Origin of the sequence: Algoriphagus marincola DSM 16067, assembly GCF_000429405.1 — a bacterium.
GTDB classification, from domain to species: domain Bacteria; phylum Bacteroidota; class Bacteroidia; order Cytophagales; family Cyclobacteriaceae; genus Algoriphagus; species Algoriphagus marincola.
The window spans coordinates 51,043-73,352 of sequence record NZ_AUBU01000013.1 but is presented as its reverse complement, the minus strand read 5'-3'; the positions used below and the strand labels follow the sequence as shown (position 1 = coordinate 73,352).

The 22,310-nt window shown below is 41.7% G+C and carries 16 protein-coding genes; 6 read left to right on the top strand and 10 right to left on the bottom strand.

Translation table 11 applies throughout. The annotated features are described in order from the left end of the window. Positions 1 to 9 precede the first annotated feature (9 nt). Positions 10 to 3,147 (bottom strand): SusC/RagA family TonB-linked outer membrane protein, encoded by a 3,138-nt coding sequence (locus G457_RS0112170; RefSeq protein WP_026946730.1) that lies wholly within the window; start codon positions 3,145 to 3,147, stop codon positions 10 to 12. Positions 3,148 to 3,629: 482 nt separating this feature from the next. After that, a complete protein-coding gene (locus G457_RS21435) occupies positions 3,630 to 4,181 on the bottom strand; it encodes a 2'-5' RNA ligase family protein (protein ID WP_035483781.1) in 552 nt (183 codons plus the stop codon). 179 nt (positions 4,182 to 4,360) lie between these two features. Here G457_RS21435 and G457_RS0112160 point away from each other — a divergent pair, with 179 nt between their 5' ends. Continuing rightward, on the top strand, positions 4,361 to 5,275 hold the full coding sequence (locus G457_RS0112160) for a universal stress protein (protein WP_026946729.1): 915 nt from the start codon (positions 4,361 to 4,363) through the stop codon (positions 5,273 to 5,275). Here the strand turns inward: G457_RS0112160 and G457_RS0112155 are convergent. Beyond that, complete coding sequence (locus G457_RS0112155) at positions 5,272 to 6,189, bottom strand: class I SAM-dependent methyltransferase (protein WP_026946728.1); 918 nt, start codon at positions 6,187 to 6,189, stop codon at positions 5,272 to 5,274. The genes G457_RS0112160 and G457_RS0112155 overlap by 4 nt on opposite strands. 3 nt (positions 6,190 to 6,192) lie before the next feature. Continuing rightward, positions 6,193 to 7,563: an exopolysaccharide biosynthesis polyprenyl glycosylphosphotransferase gene (locus G457_RS0112150; RefSeq protein WP_026946727.1), complete on the bottom strand. Its 1,371-nt coding sequence runs from the start codon at positions 7,561 to 7,563 to the stop codon at positions 6,193 to 6,195. Positions 7,564 to 7,716: 153 nt separating this feature from the next. Between G457_RS0112150 and G457_RS0112145 the strand changes: the two genes are divergently transcribed. Further along, positions 7,717 to 8,388 carry a class I SAM-dependent methyltransferase gene (locus G457_RS0112145; protein WP_026946726.1) on the top strand — a complete coding sequence of 224 codons (672 nt, stop codon included), beginning with the start codon at positions 7,717 to 7,719 and terminating at the stop codon, positions 8,386 to 8,388. Here the strand turns inward: G457_RS0112145 and G457_RS0112140 are convergent. The 4 genes from G457_RS0112140 to G457_RS0112125 form a co-directional block, all read right to left on the bottom strand. Continuing rightward, positions 8,385 to 9,173: a DUF3050 domain-containing protein gene (locus G457_RS0112140; RefSeq protein ID WP_026946725.1), complete on the bottom strand. Its 789-nt coding sequence runs from the start codon at positions 9,171 to 9,173 to the stop codon at positions 8,385 to 8,387. The two genes, G457_RS0112145 and G457_RS0112140, sit on opposite strands and share 4 nt — an antisense overlap. A 79-nt stretch (positions 9,174 to 9,252) precedes the next feature. Further along, positions 9,253 to 11,043 (bottom strand): ABC transporter ATP-binding protein, encoded by a 1,791-nt coding sequence (locus G457_RS0112135; RefSeq protein WP_026946724.1) that lies wholly within the window; start codon positions 11,041 to 11,043, stop codon positions 9,253 to 9,255. A 76-nt stretch (positions 11,044 to 11,119) separates the two neighbouring features. Next, entirely contained in the window at positions 11,120 to 12,235 is a 1,116-nt protein-coding gene (solA, locus tag G457_RS21430) for an N-methyl-L-tryptophan oxidase (protein ID WP_051260816.1), read from the bottom strand. Between the two features lie 14 nt (positions 12,236 to 12,249). Continuing rightward, positions 12,250 to 12,840, bottom strand: coding sequence for a hypothetical protein (locus G457_RS0112125; RefSeq protein WP_026946723.1), 591 nt, complete (start codon positions 12,838 to 12,840; stop codon positions 12,250 to 12,252). A 159-nt stretch (positions 12,841 to 12,999) separates the two neighbouring features. Here G457_RS0112125 and G457_RS0112120 point away from each other — a divergent pair, with 159 nt between their 5' ends. Both G457_RS0112120 and G457_RS0112115 read left to right on the top strand, forming a co-directional pair. Next, positions 13,000 to 16,512 carry a PDC sensor domain-containing protein gene (locus G457_RS0112120; RefSeq protein ID WP_026946722.1) on the top strand — a complete coding sequence of 1,171 codons (3,513 nt, stop codon included), beginning with the start codon at positions 13,000 to 13,002 and terminating at the stop codon, positions 16,510 to 16,512. After that, positions 16,513 to 17,712, top strand: coding sequence for a tetratricopeptide repeat protein (locus tag G457_RS0112115; RefSeq protein ID WP_026946721.1), 1,200 nt, complete (start codon positions 16,513 to 16,515; stop codon positions 17,710 to 17,712). It begins immediately after the preceding gene. Here G457_RS0112115 and G457_RS0112110 read toward each other — a convergent pair. Both G457_RS0112110 and rbfA read right to left on the bottom strand, forming a co-directional pair. Beyond that, entirely contained in the window at positions 17,709 to 18,935 is a 1,227-nt protein-coding gene (locus G457_RS0112110; RefSeq protein ID WP_026946720.1) for an FtsX-like permease family protein, read from the bottom strand. The two genes, G457_RS0112115 and G457_RS0112110, sit on opposite strands and share 4 nt — an antisense overlap. Before the next feature lie 12 nt (positions 18,936 to 18,947). After that, on the bottom strand, positions 18,948 to 19,334 hold the full coding sequence (gene rbfA, locus G457_RS0112105) for a 30S ribosome-binding factor RbfA (RefSeq protein WP_026946719.1): 387 nt from the start codon (positions 19,332 to 19,334) through the stop codon (positions 18,948 to 18,950). 80 nt (positions 19,335 to 19,414) lie between these two features. Here rbfA and G457_RS0112100 point away from each other — a divergent pair, with 80 nt between their 5' ends. Both G457_RS0112100 and G457_RS0112095 read left to right on the top strand, forming a co-directional pair. Beyond that, complete coding sequence (locus G457_RS0112100) at positions 19,415 to 20,803, top strand: hypothetical protein (protein ID WP_026946718.1); 1,389 nt, start codon at positions 19,415 to 19,417, stop codon at positions 20,801 to 20,803. A 75-nt stretch (positions 20,804 to 20,878) separates the two neighbouring features. Next, positions 20,879 to 22,243: a hypothetical protein gene (locus G457_RS0112095; protein WP_026946717.1), complete on the top strand. Its 1,365-nt coding sequence runs from the start codon at positions 20,879 to 20,881 to the stop codon at positions 22,241 to 22,243. Positions 22,244 to 22,310 lie beyond the last annotated feature (67 nt).

The following is a 22,310-nucleotide window of genomic DNA, read 5'->3' as shown; positions in this document are numbered from 1 at the left end:
TTTGGTAAATTACAGTTGTAAGTTAACACCAAGCGTGAATGTTCTAGCTGGGGTAAAGGTATTGGAAGTCGTACCGCTGAATGTACCGGATACATACATACCGGAACGTCCAGAAAGCCATCCCAAGTTTTCACCTGCTACATAAACTGTAGCTCCTCTCATTTTCCAACGCTCCAACAGGGTACGCGGGAAAGTGTAGGACAAGTTGACAGATCGAAGGTTCAGATAAGAAGCATCCGTTAACCATCTGTCAGATGCCACGTTGGTTTGAGCTGCACCCGTTACGTCCATTTTAGGAACGTCGGTTACATCTCCTGGCTGCTGCCATCTGTTTAGAATATCCACGTGAAGTGCGCCACCATCAGGATCGGCAGACATCAAGCCAGCGTAGATACCATCGTAGATATCACCACCCACTGCAAAGCTCATCAAGATATTCAAGGAGAATCCTTTGTACGTGAAAGTGTTGGTCAAACCACCAAAGAAGTCAGGGATTGCATTACCAGCGAAGTGGAAACGTGCATTCTGGAAATTGGTAGTAAGTGTATCACCATTCACAATACGATCACGAGGATCATCTTCTGCATACTCTTCTGCTCTGTAAAGACCTTCACCGGTCTCAGCATCTACTCCATACCAGTCTCTCAACCAGAAGTCGTAGATGGAACGACCTACTACATATTTCTTAGTACCTACGATTTGCTCATCGAATGGAAGCTCTTTGAACTCATTCTCGAAGGTAGATACGTTTACGTTTGCATTCCAACGGAAATCACCGGAACGAACCAAGTCACCACCGATATTGAATTCAATACCTCTGTTAGACATAGTACCGATGTTTTGGAATCGGCTATTCAAACCTGTAGTCAAAGAAAGTGGGACTTCGAAAAGAAGGTTACTAGACTCTCTGTTGAAGTATTCAATGGTACCTGAGAATCTGTTTGCAAAAGCAAAGTCCAAACCGAAGTCAAGGGTATTGTTTGATTCCCACTGCAAGTCAAGTGCAGAAAGTGAAGCTTGCAAGATACCTGGCTCGTTAGCATTGTTGAATCCAAGATCATATAGTGCCTGCCAAGGATAGAAACCACCCACTGCGTTGTTACCTACTTCACCGTAAGAAGCTCTAAACTTCAATAACTGGAAGTAATTTGAGTTAAAGAAGTCTTCCTGATCGATAGACCAAGCAGCACCAACTGAGAAGAATGTTCCCCATCTAACGTCCTCGAAGAATCGAGAAGAACCATCCGTTCTCCAAGATGCAGAGAAAGAGTATTTGTCGTCATACACATAGTTCAAGCGAGAAAGGTAAGACTCAATTCTGTCACGGTCTAGACGTCCTGTAGCAGAGTTGATCGTTACAAAGTTGTCTGGCTCAATATTACCAGCCAAGATTTGATCTTGCTTGGAAATAAATTGACGATTTACTTGATAATCATAGTTCTCATGACCTGCCAAAACCTCTACGAAGTGCTTCTCTTTGAACGTATTGGTGTAAGTCAATAGCTGGTTGAAAGTCAAAGAGTTGATTCGCACATTCTCTCTACGAGTACGTCCTGCTGGAGCACCATCACCCACAATCGTGTTGTCGTATCCGATGTCAAGAAGTGAAGTGATATCAGTAGCAATATTGGTTCTGAAAGTGAAGTTCTTCAAAAACTTAGCCTCAACGTAAGCACGAGAAGAGATCACATCACGATCAAATCTATCTACGTTTAGCAATGTCTCCTGAACTACGTGACGACCTGGATAAGCACCAGCACCTCTACGAGGCAAACCAAGCTCTTCTAAGTCACCTAGGTCATAGATTCTATTTCCAAATTCGTCAAGGATGAAACCACCAGTTTGCATATTCTGAGCAAATACCGGATAGATTGGACCCATGGATCTTGCAGTAAAGAATGGGTTCACAAAGCTATTGCTACCACCATCTCTTGCATTGTTTCCTTCACTCAAAGTTGCAGAAAGGTTGATACCTGTCTTCAACCAGTCAGTAGCTTGAGTATTTACATTCAATCGACCAGTGAATCGCTCGATATCAGACTGGATGATAAATCCTTTCTCATTCAAATAGTTGAAAGAGGTGTAGAAATCAGTCTTCTCAGACCCACCTGAGTAAGTCATGTTGTATTCCTTACGATCACCCATTCGCTCCAACTCGTCGAACCAGTTAAGACCCTGGAAGTTGTTTCTTGCATTTGGATTCAAAGTACCGTCAAGACCTACGATTTGATCATTTGGCACATTGTAGATGTTGTAACCAAGAATGTCAATCAGGTTGTTAGAAGCAAAAGCAGCTGCATCAGCACCGCTGGCACCATTTCCAAGCTGTGAGTTTCTGAGAGATTCCCACACTAGCGGGTAGTACTGATCTGCATTTACGCGATCATACTCTGGAAGTGCACGGCTTGAGATACCTTGCTGTAATCTCAAATTGAAAGTCGGCTTGTTTTTCTTACCAGTCTTAGTGGTAATCATGATCACACCGTTAGCGGCACGAGAACCGTAAAGAGCTGCTGAAGAAGCATCCTTCAAAATGGTCATGTCCTCGATATCTTCTGGGTTCAAATTGGAAAGTGCTCCATCATATGGAACCCCATCCACCACATAAAGTGGAGAAGAAGAAGAGTTTACAGAACCAATACCACGAATACGAACAGCTGGAGTAGAACCTGGCTGACCGGAAGCAGAAGTAGTGATTACACCAGGAGCCTGACCTTCAATCGCGTTTACTACGTTGTTGATCGGTCTGTTTGCGATTTGATCTCCTTTCAATGCTACAGCAGAACCGGTAAAGTTTCCTTTGTCCACGGTACCACCATAGGCGGTAATGATTACTTCTTCCAGATTCTGGGAATCTTCTTCCATCACTACATTGATCTCAGAACGATTGCCAATTTGCTCTTCCACACTGCGATAGCCGATGTAGCTAAACACCAATGTAGTGGCACTTTCTGGAGCCAAAAGGGTATACCTTCCATCCAAATCCGTTACGACACCAATGGTCGTACCCTTCACTAGGACATTCACTCCGATCAAACCCTCAGGTTCGCCTGGTGATGTCACTCTACCTGTGATGGTTTTGTTTTGCGCCATTACCGACACGGATGCCAGCAATACAAAAACAAAACCCAGTAAAATTTTCTTCATAGGTTTAGTTTTAATAAAATGATTTAATTTTCGTGGAGATAAAAGACGAAACTAATTTGTGAAAGAGCAAATTTGGCAGACGCTCAAAAAAAAGGTAAAAATCATACTATAATACTGAAAATGCCAAATTTTAGAAATAATATTTGGAATTAGATGTGTCCGATCAGTGTCCGGATTTCAAAAACCACGAATTTTTAATATTATTTTCAAATTCTCCATAATAAATTCTGAAAACGATAAAAAACAGTCTAGTTTATTTTTAAACTTGGAATAATTCAATTAATTTTTTGTTCTGCAAAAATTGATTTGATAGATATATTATTCCGAATATTAAACCCATAATCATATTTTTAAAATATTATTCTGATGATGTTCGTTTTTGAAAATCATATTCTCGGAATTTTAAAAAGCTTTTTAAGCACCTGTCAAAATTAAATTTTTGTTAAAAATTTATTCGAATGGATTAAAAAATGGGCAAAAGGTCAAGTTTCTGCTAAAAATATCTCCGTTTGGGGTTCCCAAAGTCCATTTTTTCGCTTTAACAAATAGTAACTTCCTACTTTAAAATCTATTTCTAAACCTGCATTTTCTACTCTTAACCTAATAGAATCAAACTGCTCCTTCTTGATATCCTGAAAGGCAACCGTTAGATGAGGATGGAAATTGGTATCGCTCAACTCTAGATTCAATTTTAAATGTCTTTTACCAAAAATTCTCAGGCCATCCTGCAGTTCAAACAGCTTGGGTTGTTTCGCCACACTCAAAAACAAAACACGCCTCCGAAATTGATCCACACCTCGAATGCTCAGGGGGAAAGGAGAAAATCCTTGGTTGAAGTTTTTTAGTGCTTCCACCAAACGATCCTCCTTGTTGGCGTTGTACAGAAAGGGCATTTTCAAGGTGATGTGAGCCGGAGACTTCAGGGCATATTTTACCCCAAACTCTTCCTTGAGCGAAAGTTTCAAATCGTGAACTTGCTCCCTAAATTCTTTAGGAGGAAGTATTGCTAAAAAATATTTTTGTAAGTCAGCCATTAAATTACCCGATCAACCTTTGAAAAGCTCAATTTCACAAAAACAGTTTAATTAACTCAATCAATCTCTTAAATTAAGCCTTTGAAACCAACAAGCGCTATCAAATACCCTGATGAGAAGCTCTCCGTAAGAGTGAAAGATCGAATTAGGGCAAAAGCCTTTAATCAAAACGCAGACACATGAAGATTTTTCCAAAAATCATGATCGGTTTGGACTTGACCGAAATGGATGAAATCCTGATCCAAAAGACCAACATATTCTTGAAGTTTTTAGGAGTTGAAAAATGCTATTTTGTGCATGTGGCAAAAAACCTGGCCATTCCAGATGACATTCTCAGCCAATATCCAGACCTCTTGGCCCCAGGAGACGAATCTATCGAGGCAATCATGGAGGAGAAAATCAAACGGCAGAAATTTCCTGAAAATATCGAGATCGAAATTTTTGCCGAGGAAGGAAGCCATCCTTTAGAGACCTTCCTCCGATGGGCCAAAATCAAAGATGTGGACCTCATTGTGATGGGAAGGAAAGAAAGCCTAGTAGGTAGTGGTGCACTTGCTAACGGAGTGGCAAAAAAAGCCCCCTGCTCCATCATGTTGCTTCAGGAAAAGCGCCCTCCTGGGATTCCTAAGCGTATTATGGTACCCACGGACTTTTCCAAGCACAATCACATGATTTATGAATTTGGGGAGCGAATAGCTTATGAATTAAAAGCTGAATTGATTCCAGTTCATATTTTCCATGTCCCGGCAGGCTACTCCAAGACTGGTAAATCCTTCGAGGAATTTTCTGAAATCATGCGGCTCAATGCCGAAAAAGACTTCAAAAAATTCGTATCCAAACACGATCATCCGGAATTGAAATGTGAGTTTATCTTAGATAGCGGCGAAAGCTCCGGTAAACAATTGCTGGAAGAAGCTCATAAAATGGACGTGGATATGATTATCCTGGGCTCTCGCGGACGGACCAAATCGGCAGCAATTCTATTGGGAAGCACAGCCGAGAAACTCATCGAAGTCAATAATTCGCTTCCAATGATAATTTTCAAAAAGAAAGGTGAAACGATGGGCTTTTTCGATGCCCTATTCCGAATTTAATCTACTCGGCGCAGATAAAAACAAACCTGATCCCCTTTGCCCTCCTGATTGTACCGGAGGGCTTTTTTTTGAAATTCTCTTAATTCATTTGACGAAAAATGGGCTTCGCAATTGGTCCCTACAAGCTTAATTCCTCGCTGATACAAAATGGATCCCCAAAATTGGAAGGCTGTAGAGTCGAAAAGAATCTTTTCGAGCTTAAGACCTTGGTCATTTACTAGCTTTTTGAACCCCTCCAAACTAGGAATATTCAAGTGCCTTGGAGCATCAAGCTGAACCCAATTATCTCCAAATTCTTCCCAAGCGCTACTTCCTGCCAAAGGAGTACGGATTAGCAGTCTTCCATCTTTTTTAAGCTTTTGGCGACAAGTCTCCAAAGTTTTCTTTGGCTCTGCCATGTGCTCAAAAGCATGATGCATGAGCATAATGTCAAATTCTCCCGGAAGGTCCTCCAGTCCACCCTTGATCAATGACAGTCCTGGTTCCAAATCCTTTGAACTATCTAAAAAAGGATCCACTCCAGTCAGATTTTCAAAGCCAGATGCCCACAACTCATAGAGAAGCTGTCCACTACCACAACCGATATCAACTATTCGATCCGAATAGGCAGGATTTAACTCCCTAAGCCAATATCCATAGGGAGGGCTGAATGCCGAGGCTCCTGTTTTCAAAAAGAGCCACATTCTTCCCTTTTTCAGGAAATTTTTTAGCGAACCTGAAGTGACTAAAGAAGAAAAGGAATAATAGGTGTCTGACTTATAAAAAGCAGAAATATCAGACGGCACAGATTTGATTTGAAGGGATTGACAATCCTGACACTCTTGGTAAGTAAACTGCTCTCCCAGACCGAGCATTTTCTCTTCTGCCTGAAAATCCCGAAGCGATTCGCTATTACAAAAATGACAGCGATTCATCGATCAATAGGCATTCTCCCGGTTGAAAAGCAGTTCGTGAACTGTCTTCACCATGATACCCATATCCAGCAAAAATGACCAATTATTGATATAAAAAGAGTCTAATCGTACCCGTGAGCGAATCTGATGTGGGTTTTCAATTTCCCCTCTAAAACCTCTCACTTGAGCCAAACCTGTGATTCCCGGCTTGATCTTGTGTCGGGAATTATACCGCTCAATTTGCTTTTGAAATGTCTGATTCATAGGAATCGTATGAGGTCGAGGACCTACAATTGACATATCCCCTAGCAGCACATTGATAAACTGTGGCATTTCATCCAAAGAGGTCGTGCGCAAAAAGGACCCAATTCTTGTGACCCGAGGATCTCCTTTTTTTGCCTGCACAGTATCTGCATAATCGTTAGGAGTCATAGACCGAAACTTCAGGCAGCTGAACACTTGATTGTTGACTCCATTTCGTTTTTGGATAAAAAATATAGGACCTCTTGATTCGAGTTTGATTAAAAACCCGACTAGAGGGATCAACCAGGAAAGGATAAATACAATAACCAAACTGGCAAATACAATATCAAAAGCTCTTTTTGCAAAGCTATTGAAGGCATTGTCCAAAGGAATTTCATTGACATTGATGACAAAGAAATCCCCATACCTAGAAAATGATAGATTCTTCTCCAATTGAAGGGATCCGCCGGGAATCATCTTGACTTTGATGTAATTTTCATCTGCGAAGTCAATGATTTTTCGGACCAATCCTGGCTCTAATTGCTCGTGGATATAGATCAGATCAAGGTCTAATTCTGGGGCGTGTTCGAAAAACTGCTGAATCCCTCCACGGGTCTGTGCACAATCGGAGAGATTATCATAATAACCGAGAAAATTGATTCCGAAATCCTTTCGAATCCGAAATACATCAGCTAGCCGGGGACTTGTTCCTCCTTTGCCGACTATGACAGCATTTCGATAATTCTTCCCCTTAGATCTGTAGGACCGGAGCATCATATGAACAGATACCCGATAACTTCCCATCAATACCAGCATGCCTACTCCCAAAGTAAGGACTGGCAAAACCTGCAATTCAGGCGTATTGAACGGAATCCAAAGAATAGCCGTAGCACCGACAAACCAAAAGACCGTGCCTAGGAGATGCTTCAGTGTGTCCCCATACTCATCAGTGCGGCCGATTTTATAGTCTTTTCGAAGAAGGGAAATCAACAACCAAAGCACGGAAAGCGGCAAAAAGGCGTCAAGTTCAACCTTGGCGAAAACTCCAAACTTCTGAAGAAAGAAATTGGTCAGTAAAAGCGAAACAAGGGAAGCAATAAAATCAGAGGCTGTGAAAAGCCAAGGAAAATACCGGTCAAATCTGCGCTTCATAAAAATCTGATCAAACAATTACACTTTTGCAAAAACCGCGCTAGACTACATTTTTTGGCCGAAACACGATTTCAAAACCAAAATTAAGAAAAGAATCGTCAAGCATGCTTACTTTTGCGAGTAATTTCAAATGCAAAACGATTTTTAGTCTAAATGTTCTCAATTTCTAAGCTGTTCGCTTCTTCCGACGATCCCAATTCTCTTGGGGCGTATTTTCGAAAAAAACGTTTACAGCAATTTGAACAGCTTTTTTACAATCAATTCGATGTAAATCAGCAGGTTAAAATTCTTGACGTCGGAGGTACAGATTATTTTTGGAAAGGCAGCTCACTACTCGATCATCCAAAGGTCGAAATCACATTGCTCAACCTCCATCTCGAAGAGAGTTCTCATCCTGCTATCAAGAGTACCACAGGTGATGCAACTAACCTTTCAGAGTATCAGGAAAATGAATTTGATCTCATCTTTTCAAATTCCGTGATCGAGCATCTGTTTACTTGGGAAAACCAGAAGAAAATGGCTGCAGAAATTGAGCGAGTGGGGAAAAAGCATTTCGTACAGACGCCAAACCGATACTTTCCGATCGAAGCGCATTATGCCTTGCCTTATGCCCAATATTGGCCCGAAAAGCTACTTTTTTACACGCTCACAAAGACACCACTCAGCCGTTTTAGAAAATGGTCAAGCAAGGAAGCTTCGGATTATATCGCTGAGATCAGGCTACTCGATGAGAAAGAATTGCAGAGACTTTTCCCTAGTTCAGAAATTCTAAAAGAAAAAGTGGCAGGATTGACCAAGTCAATCACTGCACACAATTTACTTTAGTGAACCAAGGTCGCTTTTCGAGTCAAAATTTCTTGATTGATTCCGTCCCAAAGAATTTTTCTGGCAGACAAAGCTTCTTTGGCAGAAACCTTGGCGCCTTCAAGGTGAACGTCTGTCTCAAGAAGAAGAGAGACCATTCTCCAAGCCAAAGGACCGTGTTCTTCTTCGTCCAGATGAATGTGTCTGTCGAAATAGAAACCAAGCGTTTTTAATTCCTCAGGTTGATCTTTGACAAGCTCGTCCACCAATTTTCTAAATAAATCAGGGATCAGATCTTCTCTTCCCAAGGTAAAACTTGATGCAATTTCGTGTGCAGAACCGAATAAGGCTGTTTGATAATTTACCCGAAGGAATTTCTGAACGAATTCTGGTAATTGGGCGACATTCATCGCATCGTCAAGATTCATTCCCGCGGAAACGGACTTTACAAGACTATTGATAGACTTGGTAGAAGCACCGGCTTCTTGCATGGCTCTTAAATAAAGTTCAAAGTGGCTACAAAAGCCTCCTTTTCCATCATCATCACTTTCTTCGGCAAGTACAATGTCATTGATCAATCTGACCACGAGAGGATCTCCAGCCGGTATCCAAGGAAGACTCATCCCGGTAAGTCTATGCTGAAGAGCTTTGAGCAAGCTCATAAAATCCCAAACCGCAAAGACATGGTATTCCATGAAAACACGGAAATCTTCTAGGGTATTTAAGTTTTGATAAATTGGGTGATGTAGTAATTCTTGTCGGTCATTGCTTACCGACGAGATCAATTGATCCAGGTGATTGTTCATGAATAAATTTTAATGAGAAAACACAGAAGGACTGTGGGATTGTTCGATTCATTTGATAGAAAAAAACAATCTGGGATAATTAATTTTCTGCAAACTGTAAACGAACCAAGTTGGAATAAAATCCATCCTCTCGATCAGCAAGTTCCAGATGGCTTCCCTCCTCTACTATTCTTCCTTCGCTAAGGACGTAGATTCGGTCGACTTTTCGAATCGTCGCTAATCTATGGGCGATGATGATCGTTGTCCTTCCTTTCATCAGTTCGTCTAGGGCTTCCTGAACAAGGGCTTCTGATTCGGCATCCAATGAAGAAGTTGCCTCATCGAGAATCAAGAGGCTAGGATCTTTCAAAATAGCTCTAGCAATGGCTACACGCTGACGCTGACCACCGGAAAGCTTTACTCCCCGCTCTCCAACCAATGTATCCAGTCCTTCTGGAAACTGAGAGATAAACTGCCATGCATTGGCTTTTTTGGCAGCATCAATGATTTCTTCCTCAGTAGCCTCCGGACGTGCATAAGCTATATTTTCGCGGATACTTCCTCCAAAAAGCAAAACCTCCTGCGGAACCATCCCGATATGCCTTCTGAGCTCGTCCAAATTCCAGTTATTGATAGACTTTCCATTGATGGAAATGGATCCCTTCTCTACCTCATAAAACCTCAGTAAAAGTTGGATGATGGTCGATTTTCCTGCTCCGGAATGACCGACTAATGCCACTTTGTCTCCCGTATTAATTCGCATGGAAAGTGACTTCAAAACAGCCATTTCAGGGCGGGTTGGATATCGAAACTCGACGTTGGATAGCTCGATTTCCCGAATTTCCTCCTGAGCACTGCTTTTTCCGCTTTTTTCTTCTGACTCTTCCAGTATTTCCAAGACTCTTTCAGAACTTCCGATTGCTTTTTGGACCTGACTATAAATATCTCCCAAGCCGGCAATCGACCCCCCAATAAAAGTGGTATAAAGAACAAATGATACCAATTCACCCACACTCATCTCCCCACTTGCCACCAAGCTTGCTCCGTACCACATTACTGCTACGATACCTCCGAAAAGCGCAAAAATGATAAAAGAAATAAAGGCTCCTCTGAACTTGGCTGTACGCAAAGCCACTTGAACCACATCTCCCAACTTATTGGAGTAGCGTAAAGACTCATAGGCTTCACCCACAAAAGACTTTACAGTTGAAATCGACTGTAAAGTCTCCTCTACGATGACATTGGCTGAGGCGAGTTCATCCTGTGTTTTCTTACTCAGAGAGCGGATAAACCTACCGAAAACCATTGCCAGCAAAACCAAAACCGGGAAGGATCCCAGCATGAAGAAGGTAAGCTTCGGTGTAGTAAAGAAAAGAAAGGCTATACCTGCCAGAAGAGTAACTACCTGTCTAAAAAGCTCCGCTAAGGTTACTGAAAAGGTGTCTTGAAGCAAACTGACGTCCGAAGTGATTCTTGAAATCAACTCCCCTGTTCTTCGCTTGTCGAAAAAAGTCATCGGTAATCTCAACATTCGGCTATAAAGTGCCAGACGTATATCCCGCATAGAGCGCTCAGATACTTGGGCAAACAACCAAACTCGGAAAAAGGAAAAGACACTTTGGATTGCTAGAATGCCCAACAGTAAAAAAGCAATGGAATCAATGTCCTGAATGATCCAGTCACTGCCCTGAGCTGTATCAATCAGTTTGCCTGCAACAAAGGGGAAGGTCAGCAGGGTAAGCGATGACAAAAGCAAAAACACCAAACCAAGGATAAACCTTCCCTTGTATGGAACCATGAAACGGAATATTCCGCCTAGTTTTTGAAAATTTTGCTTGCTTAACTTACGCTTCTCGTGATCTTCTAACGCCGCTCCCCTTTTTTTAGCCATTCTGAATTAATATTGGTGCAAAAATAGCCTTTTGATTGAAAAGAAGCTTCCAAAACATGGAAATTTGAGGAAAGGGTTATTCGGCCAAAACTTGCGCAGCTAGCATTTCCCCAAGAGCACTTGCATGTTTGAACCCGTGACCTGAGCAAGCAGAAACTAAGGAAATGCGATCCATCTGTGGATGTGGCTGCAAAATAAATCGGGCGTCTTCGGTAACGGTGTAGAAACAAACCTCACTTCGCACGATTTCAGGTAAAAGTCCCACAAACTTTCCTTCCAATTTCTCTTTCCAAAACCTTTCTTGCTCCAGCTTGCTCACAGAGCGATCGATTTGCTCAGGATGCTCAGTTTCCAAAAATTGCTCAGAGGCTATCTTCAGCGTTTCCTGATCTTGGCTTGGAAAACCATACAAGAAATCTGTGGGCTTTGGACCATATCCCCACATAAATACAGAGTTCAAGGATTTCAAAGGACTATCTTCCTTCATCTTCACCCAGTGAAGCACTTGTCTACAGATTTTAAACTTCTTCTGAAAGCTTGGATCGACAAAGTCCTTTACCCAACCGCCGGTAGATAGGATTACTTTTTTGGCACGAAGGGTTTCCTCTCTAAGTTGGATTTCAACGAATCCCGCTTTTTGCTGAATACCCAACACCGGCTGATGAACTCGGACCTTAGCACCATTCTTTACGGAAAGATCCAATTGTACTTGTATGGTTTTCTCAGGAAAGACAAATCCTGCACTTGGCTCATAGTACCCTCTTACCTTTTCCGGAAAATTGAACTGAGGAAATTCTCCACTCAATCTCTTCTGATCAAAAATCGAGTGTGGAATAGATTCTGAATCAGCGATTTGTTTGGTTTGATCAAAAAAGCTAGAGCCTCCATATTTCACCCAAGCTTCTTGGCCGGACTCGATCAAAAGTCCTCCTGCTTGTTTGAAAAGCTCAATTCCTGCCTCTTTTTCGATTTCTTGCCAGATCTCTTGGGATCGACGAGCAAACTTGACATACTCTCTTCCTTCACCCACAGCCAGTCGGGTGATTCGGGTTTCCCCATGTGAGGAGCCCATGCTATGCGGAGGGTCAAAGCGGTCGATTCCAAGAATCCTCTTTCCCCTCTTCGAGAGAAAATAAAGGGCGGCGGATCCTACAGCCCCGAGTCCGATTACCACATAGTCATAATCCTTCATGGAGACTTTTCAAGTCAGGATTTACCCATTTGGGCATCAATTAGTTCTCGCTTGAGTTTGCGCTCCCGCTCCAAGGTATTTTTGCGGTGCTGTTCAAATTCCTCCTGTAGTTCGGCGAGGTCTTTTTCGGCCTTTTTGATTTTTGAAAAACTTCTGAAATATTTAAATGAGAAAAGGGCTAAAGCTGCCGCTAATGCTCCTACCAAAACCCACATAAACGTAGAGTAGACCCCTTTTTGAATTCCAAGCCCAAGGAAGTTGAAGTTGTCCTTGGCGGCTATAGCCTCCTGCTTTTCGGACTCAGTCTGTGCAAGAAGATTTTGAATAGATTGAATAGAATCCTGTCGGGTTTGTACGTCTTTTTTTAGTTCCAAAACCTCTCCTCGCATGGTTTGGATGGAGTCTAGCATATTTGATTTTAATCGATCCAAAAATGACCTTCTGACGACCTTATACTCTTGATAATTATTTGAAGCTCCGTAGATATAGTCAAACTGTTCATCGATTGTGCCGGATTGAAGTGCATTTTCATTGGTTTCTTGGGCCAAAAGCTGACCGGAAAGTAGTGTCACAGTTAGCGCCAGAAATACTATATGCTTGTTCATTATCGTATTTTTTGAGTTCAAGGGGTGATTCAATAAATGTGCCTTCCGGCAAATTTAGCCTGTTTTTTTTGAAACCTTCCCGTAAAAACCCTTTGTCAAAATCCTTTTTTGTTGATTTTCAGATAATTATAATTAAATTTCTTTTCCATTTTTTTTACCATGCGTATAAAAATTCTAAAGGTTTGGCTTTTTCTTTTGCCTGTAATTGGCATCATCGGGACTGTCTTGTATATCCAGTCATCGAATAATATCACCGAACTGGAAGAGCAAAACCTGAGAAGTATTCAAGCAGTCAAAAATGATATGCAAGCTGCTCTGCCTGACTTTTATCAGCGAGTGGAAGGGTATATTTTCAGAGAGGCCTACGCTGTTTTTTCAGAAGATTCGATCAGTAAGGAGTCCCAAAAATTCGTCGATCTGCTTGCCAATGTCTTTCAACCTGAAATCGAAAGGGTCCGCTTGGTAGGTAAAAGTCAAGTTCCTCTCCCATCTCTTTCATTAGATCAAAACGAACTCTCGCGAAAGAATCTGAAGGTGAAAATCCCCTCAGATAAAATGAATTATTTCACGAGTTATGGATTTACAGGAAAGTTTGAAGCCAGCTCAGAATCCATCAAAGATGCTGTGATAATTGATGTGACCTTTCCTATCGAGGAGCTCCTTAGAAAGCAGGAAAACAACAAAGTATTCCAGCAATTTTTTATACTGAATAGTCAAGGAGAAGTAGTCTATCCAGAGGAGCAATTAGGCCTTCAGCTACTTGAGCCTTTCCCCCTGACACGAGATAGCCTAGGCGTGGTAAGATCAGGGGTTTATCACGAAGTACTCAATTTTTCCGGATTCAAAAACAGAGCCTATATCGCTCCGGTGACACTGGAAAACCTTCAGCTTTTCGCAGTAGGAACAGTTCCCGAGGCCCAATTCATGAAAGTAGGCCTTCGGATCAACTTTTCCTTGCTGAGCATTTTACTTTTCTTCTTGGTTATACTCATTTCTTCTGTGCCCATTTTGGCCATTTTAAATTTGGGGCTTGGAGATTCGCTGACAAGATCCAAAATTCTTCAGGTGGGTTTATCTCTTTTGGGCTTAACCTTGATTTTGGGATTTGCCTTTTCTTTTTTCAAAAATATACCTGATCCACTTCAAGAGACTAAAAATATACGCCTGACCCTAGACCAACAGTTCACTGATAGTCTTTGTCGCTTTAATACGATTTTGAGAGATTTTCAGGATCAAGGGGAAAAAAACACTTTTGGACAGGTAAATGAACTGATAGAATTCTCTGATGATGGCCTTGCCAAACAAATGTATTTTCAAGGTCCGGGCCTGGATTTGAATTTTGGAGATGGCTCAAATTCACCCATTGACTTGAGTGACCGGGCTTATTTCACGTATTTCAAAGACGGCGATAGTTCCGTTTTCATCAACTCTCATTACAGTAGGGGGAGTGGTCAGCTTGAGTCAGTAATCAGCAGGAAAACAGATAAAGGAAACATCCATGCTGTAACATTCAAGCTTCAACCAGATGCAGATATCAGTAAAAATTTCCGATTCCTCCTCATCAAAGAAGATGGAGGAATCTTATATAAAAGCCAGAAGATAATCTCCCCTATTTCCAACCTTAAGGAAGGAGTCAGTCTAGTCAAATGGCAGGAAATCGAATCTATTCTGGAAAACAATAGAGACTTGGGTAAAAACCAAACTCTCGAGGTGCCCTTCTATCTAAACGGTCATCAGTACACTGGAGTATTTTCACGGATACGGGATACGGGATTTGACCAACCGGTTTGGATGGTCTTCCTAGTCAATCACAACCTTACCCATGTGTTTTCCTCGCTTTCATCCTTGGAGGCCGTTTTGATTTTATCAGCGTATTTTCTGATTCTTCTCCTTTCAATGGCCGCACAGGGGCTATCTCGACAACTATTGACTGATTTCGGATTTAACACCTTCCTGTTTGAATGGCTTAAGCCGACCCAGCAAAATCTTCGAAAGCTAAAATATCTGACCTTCGCTTTCCTGATTTATGGGGCGATCGTCCTTACGATCTATTACTATTTACCACTTGATCCGATCCGCCTACTACTCCTGTTGATCATTTCCTCCCTTTGGATTTCATTCATCAACCTAGCAACAGATTCCAATAGCTCAAAAGGCAACTCTTCGAAAAAATACCACCTCAATGAGACTGCCTATGCACCATTAGGGATCAACCTTATGATCATTTTAGTATCGGTTTTATCTGGCTTAATTAGTTGGATTCCTATTCTCATATTGAGTTTATCGGCTCTTGTCCTGACTTATTTGTGGCATGGATTCGTCAAAAAAATCCCAGGAAGAATCAAAATCATTCCTGCCTCCAAAGTACTGCCTGTTTATCTCGTGACTTGGTTTCTATTGGTGGGATTTATTCCCGGCTATCTTATTCAGTCCAAGACGCAGATTTTCGAATCAAAAATCTGGAATAGCGTCACAAGCTCTGGAAAAGAGGATCAAAACCTTCAACTTGAAAGTCTGGAAAAATCCCGAAGATCGATCATGATGACGGTAACCGATCCTTTTGATCAAAAAATTCTCGACTTTATCACACCAAATCAGACGGTCTTTCGGGCAGCCATGCAAGGGACCTCGAAAAACTTGAGCTATGGAATTGGCTGGATTGGAGTGATCGGACTCCTATTCCTTTTTGGCTTTTTGATCTATTATTTGCAGCGTACCATTTTCTTCACATTTGAACCTGTACATGAGGATAATTTCGATCTCAGCCAGCCAAAACTTTTTGTATGCAGCATTGACTCTGGGCATTTTGATGAGATTTTGGATCAATTGCATTCCAATAGCACTAAAACTGTGGCTAAGATTGACTTCCTGACGCAAGAGATCAATTGGCAGTTTAAAGTAGACAAGAGCTACGACATGTATATTTTTCAAAATTTCCACTGTCTAGCTGACCCTACAAAAGCCATTGAAATCATCGAAAATCTAGACGGTCCAGGCAAGTCCATTTGGATATGCTCTGGAAAAACCTGGCCTGAGTTGCTATCAAAAATCAAGGACAATGACCAGTCCATGCGTTTCTCGGAGGCTTTTTCTGATTTCCGATTTAAATTCTTAGCCATTCCCCATGAAACCCTTGAGACAGAACCCGGCTTCGAAAAACCAGAAATTCTACTTAGAGAAATGCGAAGCAGAAAGGCTTTTTTTACCAATATGTGGGCAGAACTTTCATTTTTAGAGCGTTTAGTCTGTTATTCATTTGCTCATGAGGGATTCTTTAGCCCCGCCCGAAAGGATGTCATGATTGGGCTGGCACAAAAAGGAGTCCTAAAACCAAAGGATACAAAAGTCAAAAAACCGGTTTGGCTAGAAAACCCTTGGTTGGAATGGCAACTCTACAGTCCGGTTTTTAGGAAATATATTTTGGACCAAACCTCAGAATCAGAACTTGAAGCTTTCCGGGTTTTTGAGAAAAAACAAGGTAATGCCCAGAGCATTCAGGTTTCACTGGTCAGTTTCGCATTGATCTGTCTTGCATTGATCGGTATTTTCGACCAGAATTTCTTCTCCGAGGCCTATGCTTACCTAACCGGTTCACTCGGATTGCTAGGAAGTGTCTATGCACTTTTGAACCGTGGGCTTTTAAATTTTAAATTTGGGAAAAGTAATTCCTGAATGACCCGAATCTTTCTTGTCCTTTTATTCATTTCCCTCAGTGGTTTTGGCCTTGCCAGACAAAACAGCCCAAAAAATAACTTTGAGGCTGCCTTGGAAGCCATGGATCGTGAGGATCAGGAAGCGGCTTTTTTTCATCTGGAAAACTGGCTGAAAAGCTATCCCCAAGATGCGCTTGCTCACTGGTATATGGGTCAGGTCTATGAGTCCTTTCCTGGAGAAAACACTCCATTCGCACTCGAATACTACAATCAAGCCATCAATTTGAACCCGCAACTTGCCTCCGCCTACTTCAGTCGTGGGAGAATATTTCTTCAAATGGAAAGGTTTGAAGCTGCAGAAAAGGATTTTTTGACCTTTCAGAATCTTCCCAAAGGAGAAACCAATCAAATCTTTTTCGAAAAAAATTCCACCCAAGCTGGCGTATCGGGAATTTTCACCCTCCAGGGAAATCTATCAGCAAAAGTCTTTTACCACCTTGGGCTTTGTCAGATGGGGATGGAAAACTATGAAAAAGCCAATGATTATTTTGACCAGGCGATTGAGATCCGACCCGAACCAGACTATCTCACTGAGAAAAGCCAGGCTTTGCTTTCACTCGATCGGAGCAATGAGGCCGAATCTGCTTTAATCACAGCTTTGGAAATAGACCCGGATCATTTTCTTGCTCAAGAACGTCTTGCTTTGATTCGGGGGAAAAATCCAGAAGAATTGATCGAGCCGCTAAATATTGCCGTAAAAAACAAACCTAATGAACCTCAGGTATGGAAAAAGCGGGCCTATTATTTTTTAGAAAGAGGAAATTGGAAATTGGCAGAGAGAGACCTTAGGGAGGCCCTTGCTTTGGACAACCAAGACGCTGAATTATATCTATACCTAGGAACAATTGCATCCAGGCAGCAAGAATGGGCTCAAGCCGAAAAGTACTACAGCGAAGGGCTTTTTCTGGATGAAACCAATACGCAAATCATCCTTGCCAGGGGACAAGCTCGCTACCAACAGAGTAAATTGGAAGAGGCACTGGCAGACTTTATTCAATTGATAGGCATAGATCCCACGATTCCTACGGCCTACTATCACCGAGGAATCACGCTCCTTCGGATGAAAAGAAATCAAGAAGCCTGCGAAAACCTACAGCTTGCAGCCAATTGGGGAATGGAAGCCGCCCAAGAAGTCATTAAAAAAGCCTGTCAGGACTAGAGCTCTTCGGTAGTCTTCACCCTTGAGGCGATCCAAGCTGGTCTCCAAGAAGCTACCAATGTGATCAAAATGACCACCACGGTGATCCAAGCAAAGTCAGTCCAAACCATTCGAACCGGATAAGCATCCACGACTGCAGAGGCAATGCCTAGAGACACCAATCCAAAACTCTCTTGTAGCCAAACAATAGCAAATCCCAAGACTAAGCCTATTGCAGCACCTACCACGGCTATCATCGCGCCTTGCTTCAAAAATATCTCCCGAATTAGCTTATCCTTTGCTCCCAAAGCCTTTAACATAGCAATGTCTTTTTTCTTTTCAATTGCGAGCATACTAAGGGAAAAGAAGATATTGAAGGAGGCAATGGCCAGAATAAAGCTCAGGGTCAAAAAAACAAATAGCTTTTCAAGCTTGACTGTGCGTAGCAAGCCCGCATGTTGCTCATCAGTATTTTTTACTGAAAAATCAGGTCCCAGGTGAGCCTTCAAATTTTCTTGTACCTCATCAATGGAATATCCATCCGAAATCTTGATTTCCAGAGAAGTCCGTTTGTTTCCATAGTTCAATAGCTCTCGGGTGAACTTCAAAGGGGCAATTACATACTCATCATCGAATTGACGCTCGACTGAGAAAAATGCAACCGGCTCAAGCGAAGCGGAGGAATAGAGTTGATTGGGATTGAGAGTGGCCGCGCTTCGAGGGGCCTTTGGGTAATAGACCTTCAAGGGGACATTGACATCCTTGAGATTTACAGACAAGAAAAACCCAACTCCACGACCCATAATGGCGCCCGGTCTGAGATCATTTCCGAGCGTAGTGTCACCCCAAAAATATCCTTTGGAAAAACGGTCCTGCTCCAAAAAATTATCCGAAACTCCTTTGATGGTAGCTACTAATTGATTGCCATTGTAGTCCAAAAGCGCATTGTCTTCGATCACTTCGGTAAGTACAGCTACTCCATCTACGTTTTGGATCCCATCTAGCCATAAGGAATCCACTTCGAAACTTTTCCCGACAACAGCCTCCACTTTCAACTCCGCATCGAAGCTGGCAAAAAGTCCCCGGATCAGGTCTTCTAGTCCATTGAATACGGACATGACTATCACCAATGCCATTGTACCAACTACCACTCCAATCATGGAGATAGTCGAAAGCACCGTGATAAAGTTTCGCTTCTTTTTACTGCGAAAATACCGGGCCGCTATAAAATAGCTGAGGTTCAAGTATCCAAGGAATTAATCTTCATCTGACTCATCTTCCTCCTCATCTGGCGCTGGGGGAATCTCCAATCCGGAGATCACCTGATCCATATGCTGGGCATAAGCCGCTGACTCATCCGGAAAAAATGCCAACTCAGGAATAATTCGAACAGACTTGCCGATTCTTCTTCCCAAATGATGTCTAATTTCTTTTTTGTGCTCCTGAATGAGCTCGTAAGTAGACTGCGTGTCTGCAAGCAAAAAACTAAGGTAAACTTTTGCAACACTTAAGTCAGGACTGACAAAAACCCTCGTAATCGTCACCATCGCCTTCCCTACCAGGTGTTTAGCCTCTTTTTGAAATATTTCTCCCAACTCCTTCTGCAGAAGTTTTGCGTGTTTTTGTTGTCTTTTGCTTTCCATTTGAAGTATTTATGGTACAAATTTAGCGAAATACTTGGGCAAGCTTTAATTTCGACCCAGCTAACCCCAATTCTACAGCCTTGTTTCAATTTTTCAAATTAAACGATCCATTCCGAATAATCGGTGTAGTCTTTTTTCTACTCCTCTGGACTATTCTTTATTTAGTGTTTGCGAACCTTCCGCTCACTCAGCTTCAAATGAGTTGGATGCTACTCGGTGAGCGGTTGGGAGATGGATTGCTCTTCTATCGCGATTTAGTAGATGACACAGGTCCCTTGTCGGCTGGCTTTTTCTTTCTGATAGATTGGATATTTGGAGGCAGCTCTTTAGCCTATCAAATCATCGGTAGGATTTTAATTTTCATACAAGTGATCTACTGGAACAGCGCTCTCATCAGATACCGCGTCTTTGATGAAATTACATTTATCCCGGCTATTGTTTTGCTGAGCCTATTCCATATTAGCTTTGATATGCTGAGCCTAAGTCCGGCACTATTGGGTAGTACCTTTGTGCTATTTGCACTATCACAGCTATTCTCCCAGACCATCCTCCAAAAAGAAAGCAGTGAGGCGACCTTATTAATTGGAATCTATGGGGGGTTGGCTACGGGCTTTCATCCCATTTATATCGTTTTTCTTCCCTTTTTGATTATCGTTGGAGTGACTATTAGCGGATTTAGCTTTAGGCAGTTGATTCTATCACTGATTGGCTACTTCACACCATTGTTACTTATCGTGGTTTATTATTTCTGGTCGAATGGGCTGGAAGATTTTCTGAGAATTTGGCCTTTGAGTTTCACATCCGAAACATACCAGTTTCATACCTTCGCCACCTTAGGAATTCTCTTTGCATTCCCACTTGTTTTGGGATTTTTAGGATACTTTTTTGGAGTACTATCTAAAGGAGCCTCCATCAATCAGCAGAAACAGCGGCAAATTTTATTTTTCTGGGCAATCTTCGCTGGCTTAGCCATTTTCATTTCCAGCCATCACGCAGCTTTGGAAATGATGGTTTTTCTCCCACTAATAAGTTATCTGATTACTGCTTTTTTCTTGGGGGTGAAGAAAAAATTACCTCTACAGATAGGCTTTTTGGGCTTGGTCATTTTTCTACCTTTGGGTTCTTGGTGGTTTTGGGCAGAAAACAGATCGCTACAATCGGAATATTTCTTAAAAGAATCCGCAAATCCACAATGGCCGGGAAAAAGTGTCCTAGTGCTTGACAGTGACCTTTCTTTATACCAAGAACATTCCATGAAAGGCCCCTTTCTAAATTACTATTTATCCCAGGAGCTTTTGGAGAAGGAACGAACCTTCGCTAGAAAAGTGCAGCTTTTTAGGATGATCAATAAGCAAATGCCTGAAGTGGTTTATGATCCACATGGTGACTTTGGTCAATTGCTGAGTCAGTTCAAGGAGCTTGAACGAAAATATAAAATGGAAAAAACGAATGTCTTTATCTTGAAATAAGGGTTCAAACATTTGTATTTCAGTGATTTAAAGTGTTATTTGAGACTGGTTCTTACTTTTTAACCCAGTTCACAAATGGATCGTCTCAACGATATTTTGAATGCTTTTTCTACACAGGAAAAGGAGCAATTACTTCATTTAGCTTCTGCAAGAAATACAGCCAGGTCAAAAAAGCTCGACCTTCTTAGATTACTGATTAGAAATCCACATGAAGAGGATGACTTTTTTGCAAAGAGACTTTATCCTAATCATCAAAGCAATGCTTTTCCGCAGCTGAAAAAGCGGCTGAAGGAAGAGATCAAGGAAATCTCTGTTTTGATCAAGCCATCTGCAGTCAATACCAAAGCCCATCAGCGCATCAGGTGTTCTGAATTAATCTTACAATCTCAACTGCTGCTTGCCCGAAATCTTCGAGACGAAGGATCAAAACTCCTTCAAAAGAGCCTGGAATTGGCCATTGAAGGCGGCTTTCACGATTTGGCACTGACTGTATTCTCCATTGGACAAGAATATGGATCTGGCCACGTACTCAGTACCAAAGACCTTCCGGAGCTCGAGCTTGCCATCAAGTGCCATTTGCAGGTATTGGTAAGCCAGTCTGAAATACACGCTGATGGAAAATTGCATAGCTCCAATCGATGGTTGAGACAGATGATTCAAAAACTGAATGCAAATCGGAAACAATGGGGACTGGTAAGCAGCCTCAAAAATTCGATTCAAAAAAGAGATTATGAGGAGGCGAACCTATTGATGGAGCAAGTAGAAAGTGAAGAGTTTTCCGAACCGGATGACTACTCTGCCTTGTGTGAATTTCTTCATGCCAAGCTGCAATTGCTCTTCGAAAAAATGGACTTTCTCCCAGCCCAATCCCTTTGCGAAGAATACCTACAATCGAAACTCAAAAACCAGGAAGTTCCATCGACATTTTTTCAATATTATTTCCTTTCACTATTTCATCAAAAAAAATGGGACGAGGCATTACAGGTAATTCATCAAAAACTTAATGGACCCGAACTTCAGAAAAATCCACACTGGGAATATTGGAAAGCTTTGACGTTTTTCTCCTTAGAAAAGTACAAACCAGCGTTGAAGTTAATTCATGATTGCCAATCCCGCCTCAAGTCGGTTCCAGATTATTATTTGGGATCAAAAATGCTGGAGTTAATGATTTTGTTTGAGCAGAAAGATATGGACTGGCTTGAGTACAAAATGGAAAACTTTCGAAAACTCCTTTCTCGATGGAGCCACAAGGCTAGCATTCGATTGAATTCTGCCTTTCATTTGCTCTCAGATCTACATCAACACACCGAGGTAGAAAGGCTTCTGGAATCTTCGCTATGGGAAAAACTCAACCAAAGAATAGGAGAATACAAGTGGCGCCCAGATGGATTTGAATTACTTCCTTATGATCAGTGGTTTTATAAAAATATTGTTAAATAATTTCTAGATAAAATTCAATATTTAATTTTTTTTAATTTTTTATTCAAATAAAAAGCAATTTAGATCT

Excerpts from the sequence above, each read along its gene's own strand:
- G457_RS0112170 (WP_026946730.1), bottom strand. The coding sequence starts at position 3,147 with ATGAAGAAAATTTTACTGGGTTTTGTTTTTGTATTGCTGGCATCCGTG.
- G457_RS0112160 (WP_026946729.1), top strand. The coding sequence starts at position 4,361 with ATGAAGATTTTTCCAAAAATCATGATCGGTTTGGACTTGACCGAAATG.
- G457_RS0112145 (WP_026946726.1), top strand. The coding sequence starts at position 7,717 with ATGTTCTCAATTTCTAAGCTGTTCGCTTCTTCCGACGATCCCAATTCT.
- G457_RS0112140 (WP_026946725.1), bottom strand. The coding sequence starts at position 9,173 with ATGAACAATCACCTGGATCAATTGATCTCGTCGGTAAGCAATGACCGA.
- G457_RS0112150 (WP_026946727.1), bottom strand. The coding sequence starts at position 7,563 with ATGAAGCGCAGATTTGACCGGTATTTTCCTTGGCTTTTCACAGCCTCT.
- G457_RS0112155 (WP_026946728.1), bottom strand. The coding sequence starts at position 6,189 with ATGAATCGCTGTCATTTTTGTAATAGCGAATCGCTTCGGGATTTTCAG.
- G457_RS0112135 (WP_026946724.1), bottom strand. The coding sequence starts at position 11,043 with ATGGCTAAAAAAAGGGGAGCGGCGTTAGAAGATCACGAGAAGCGTAAG.
- G457_RS0112125 (WP_026946723.1), bottom strand. The coding sequence starts at position 12,840 with ATGAACAAGCATATAGTATTTCTGGCGCTAACTGTGACACTACTTTCC.
- G457_RS21435 (WP_035483781.1), bottom strand. The coding sequence starts at position 4,181 with ATGGCTGACTTACAAAAATATTTTTTAGCAATACTTCCTCCTAAAGAA.
- G457_RS0112120 (WP_026946722.1), top strand. The coding sequence starts at position 13,000 with ATGCGTATAAAAATTCTAAAGGTTTGGCTTTTTCTTTTGCCTGTAATT.
- G457_RS0112095 (WP_026946717.1), top strand. The coding sequence starts at position 20,879 with ATGGATCGTCTCAACGATATTTTGAATGCTTTTTCTACACAGGAAAAG.
- rbfA (WP_026946719.1), bottom strand. The coding sequence starts at position 19,334 with ATGGAAAGCAAAAGACAACAAAAACACGCAAAACTTCTGCAGAAGGAG.
- G457_RS0112115 (WP_026946721.1), top strand. The coding sequence starts at position 16,513 with ATGACCCGAATCTTTCTTGTCCTTTTATTCATTTCCCTCAGTGGTTTT.
- solA (WP_051260816.1), bottom strand. The coding sequence starts at position 12,235 with ATGAAGGATTATGACTATGTGGTAATCGGACTCGGGGCTGTAGGATCC.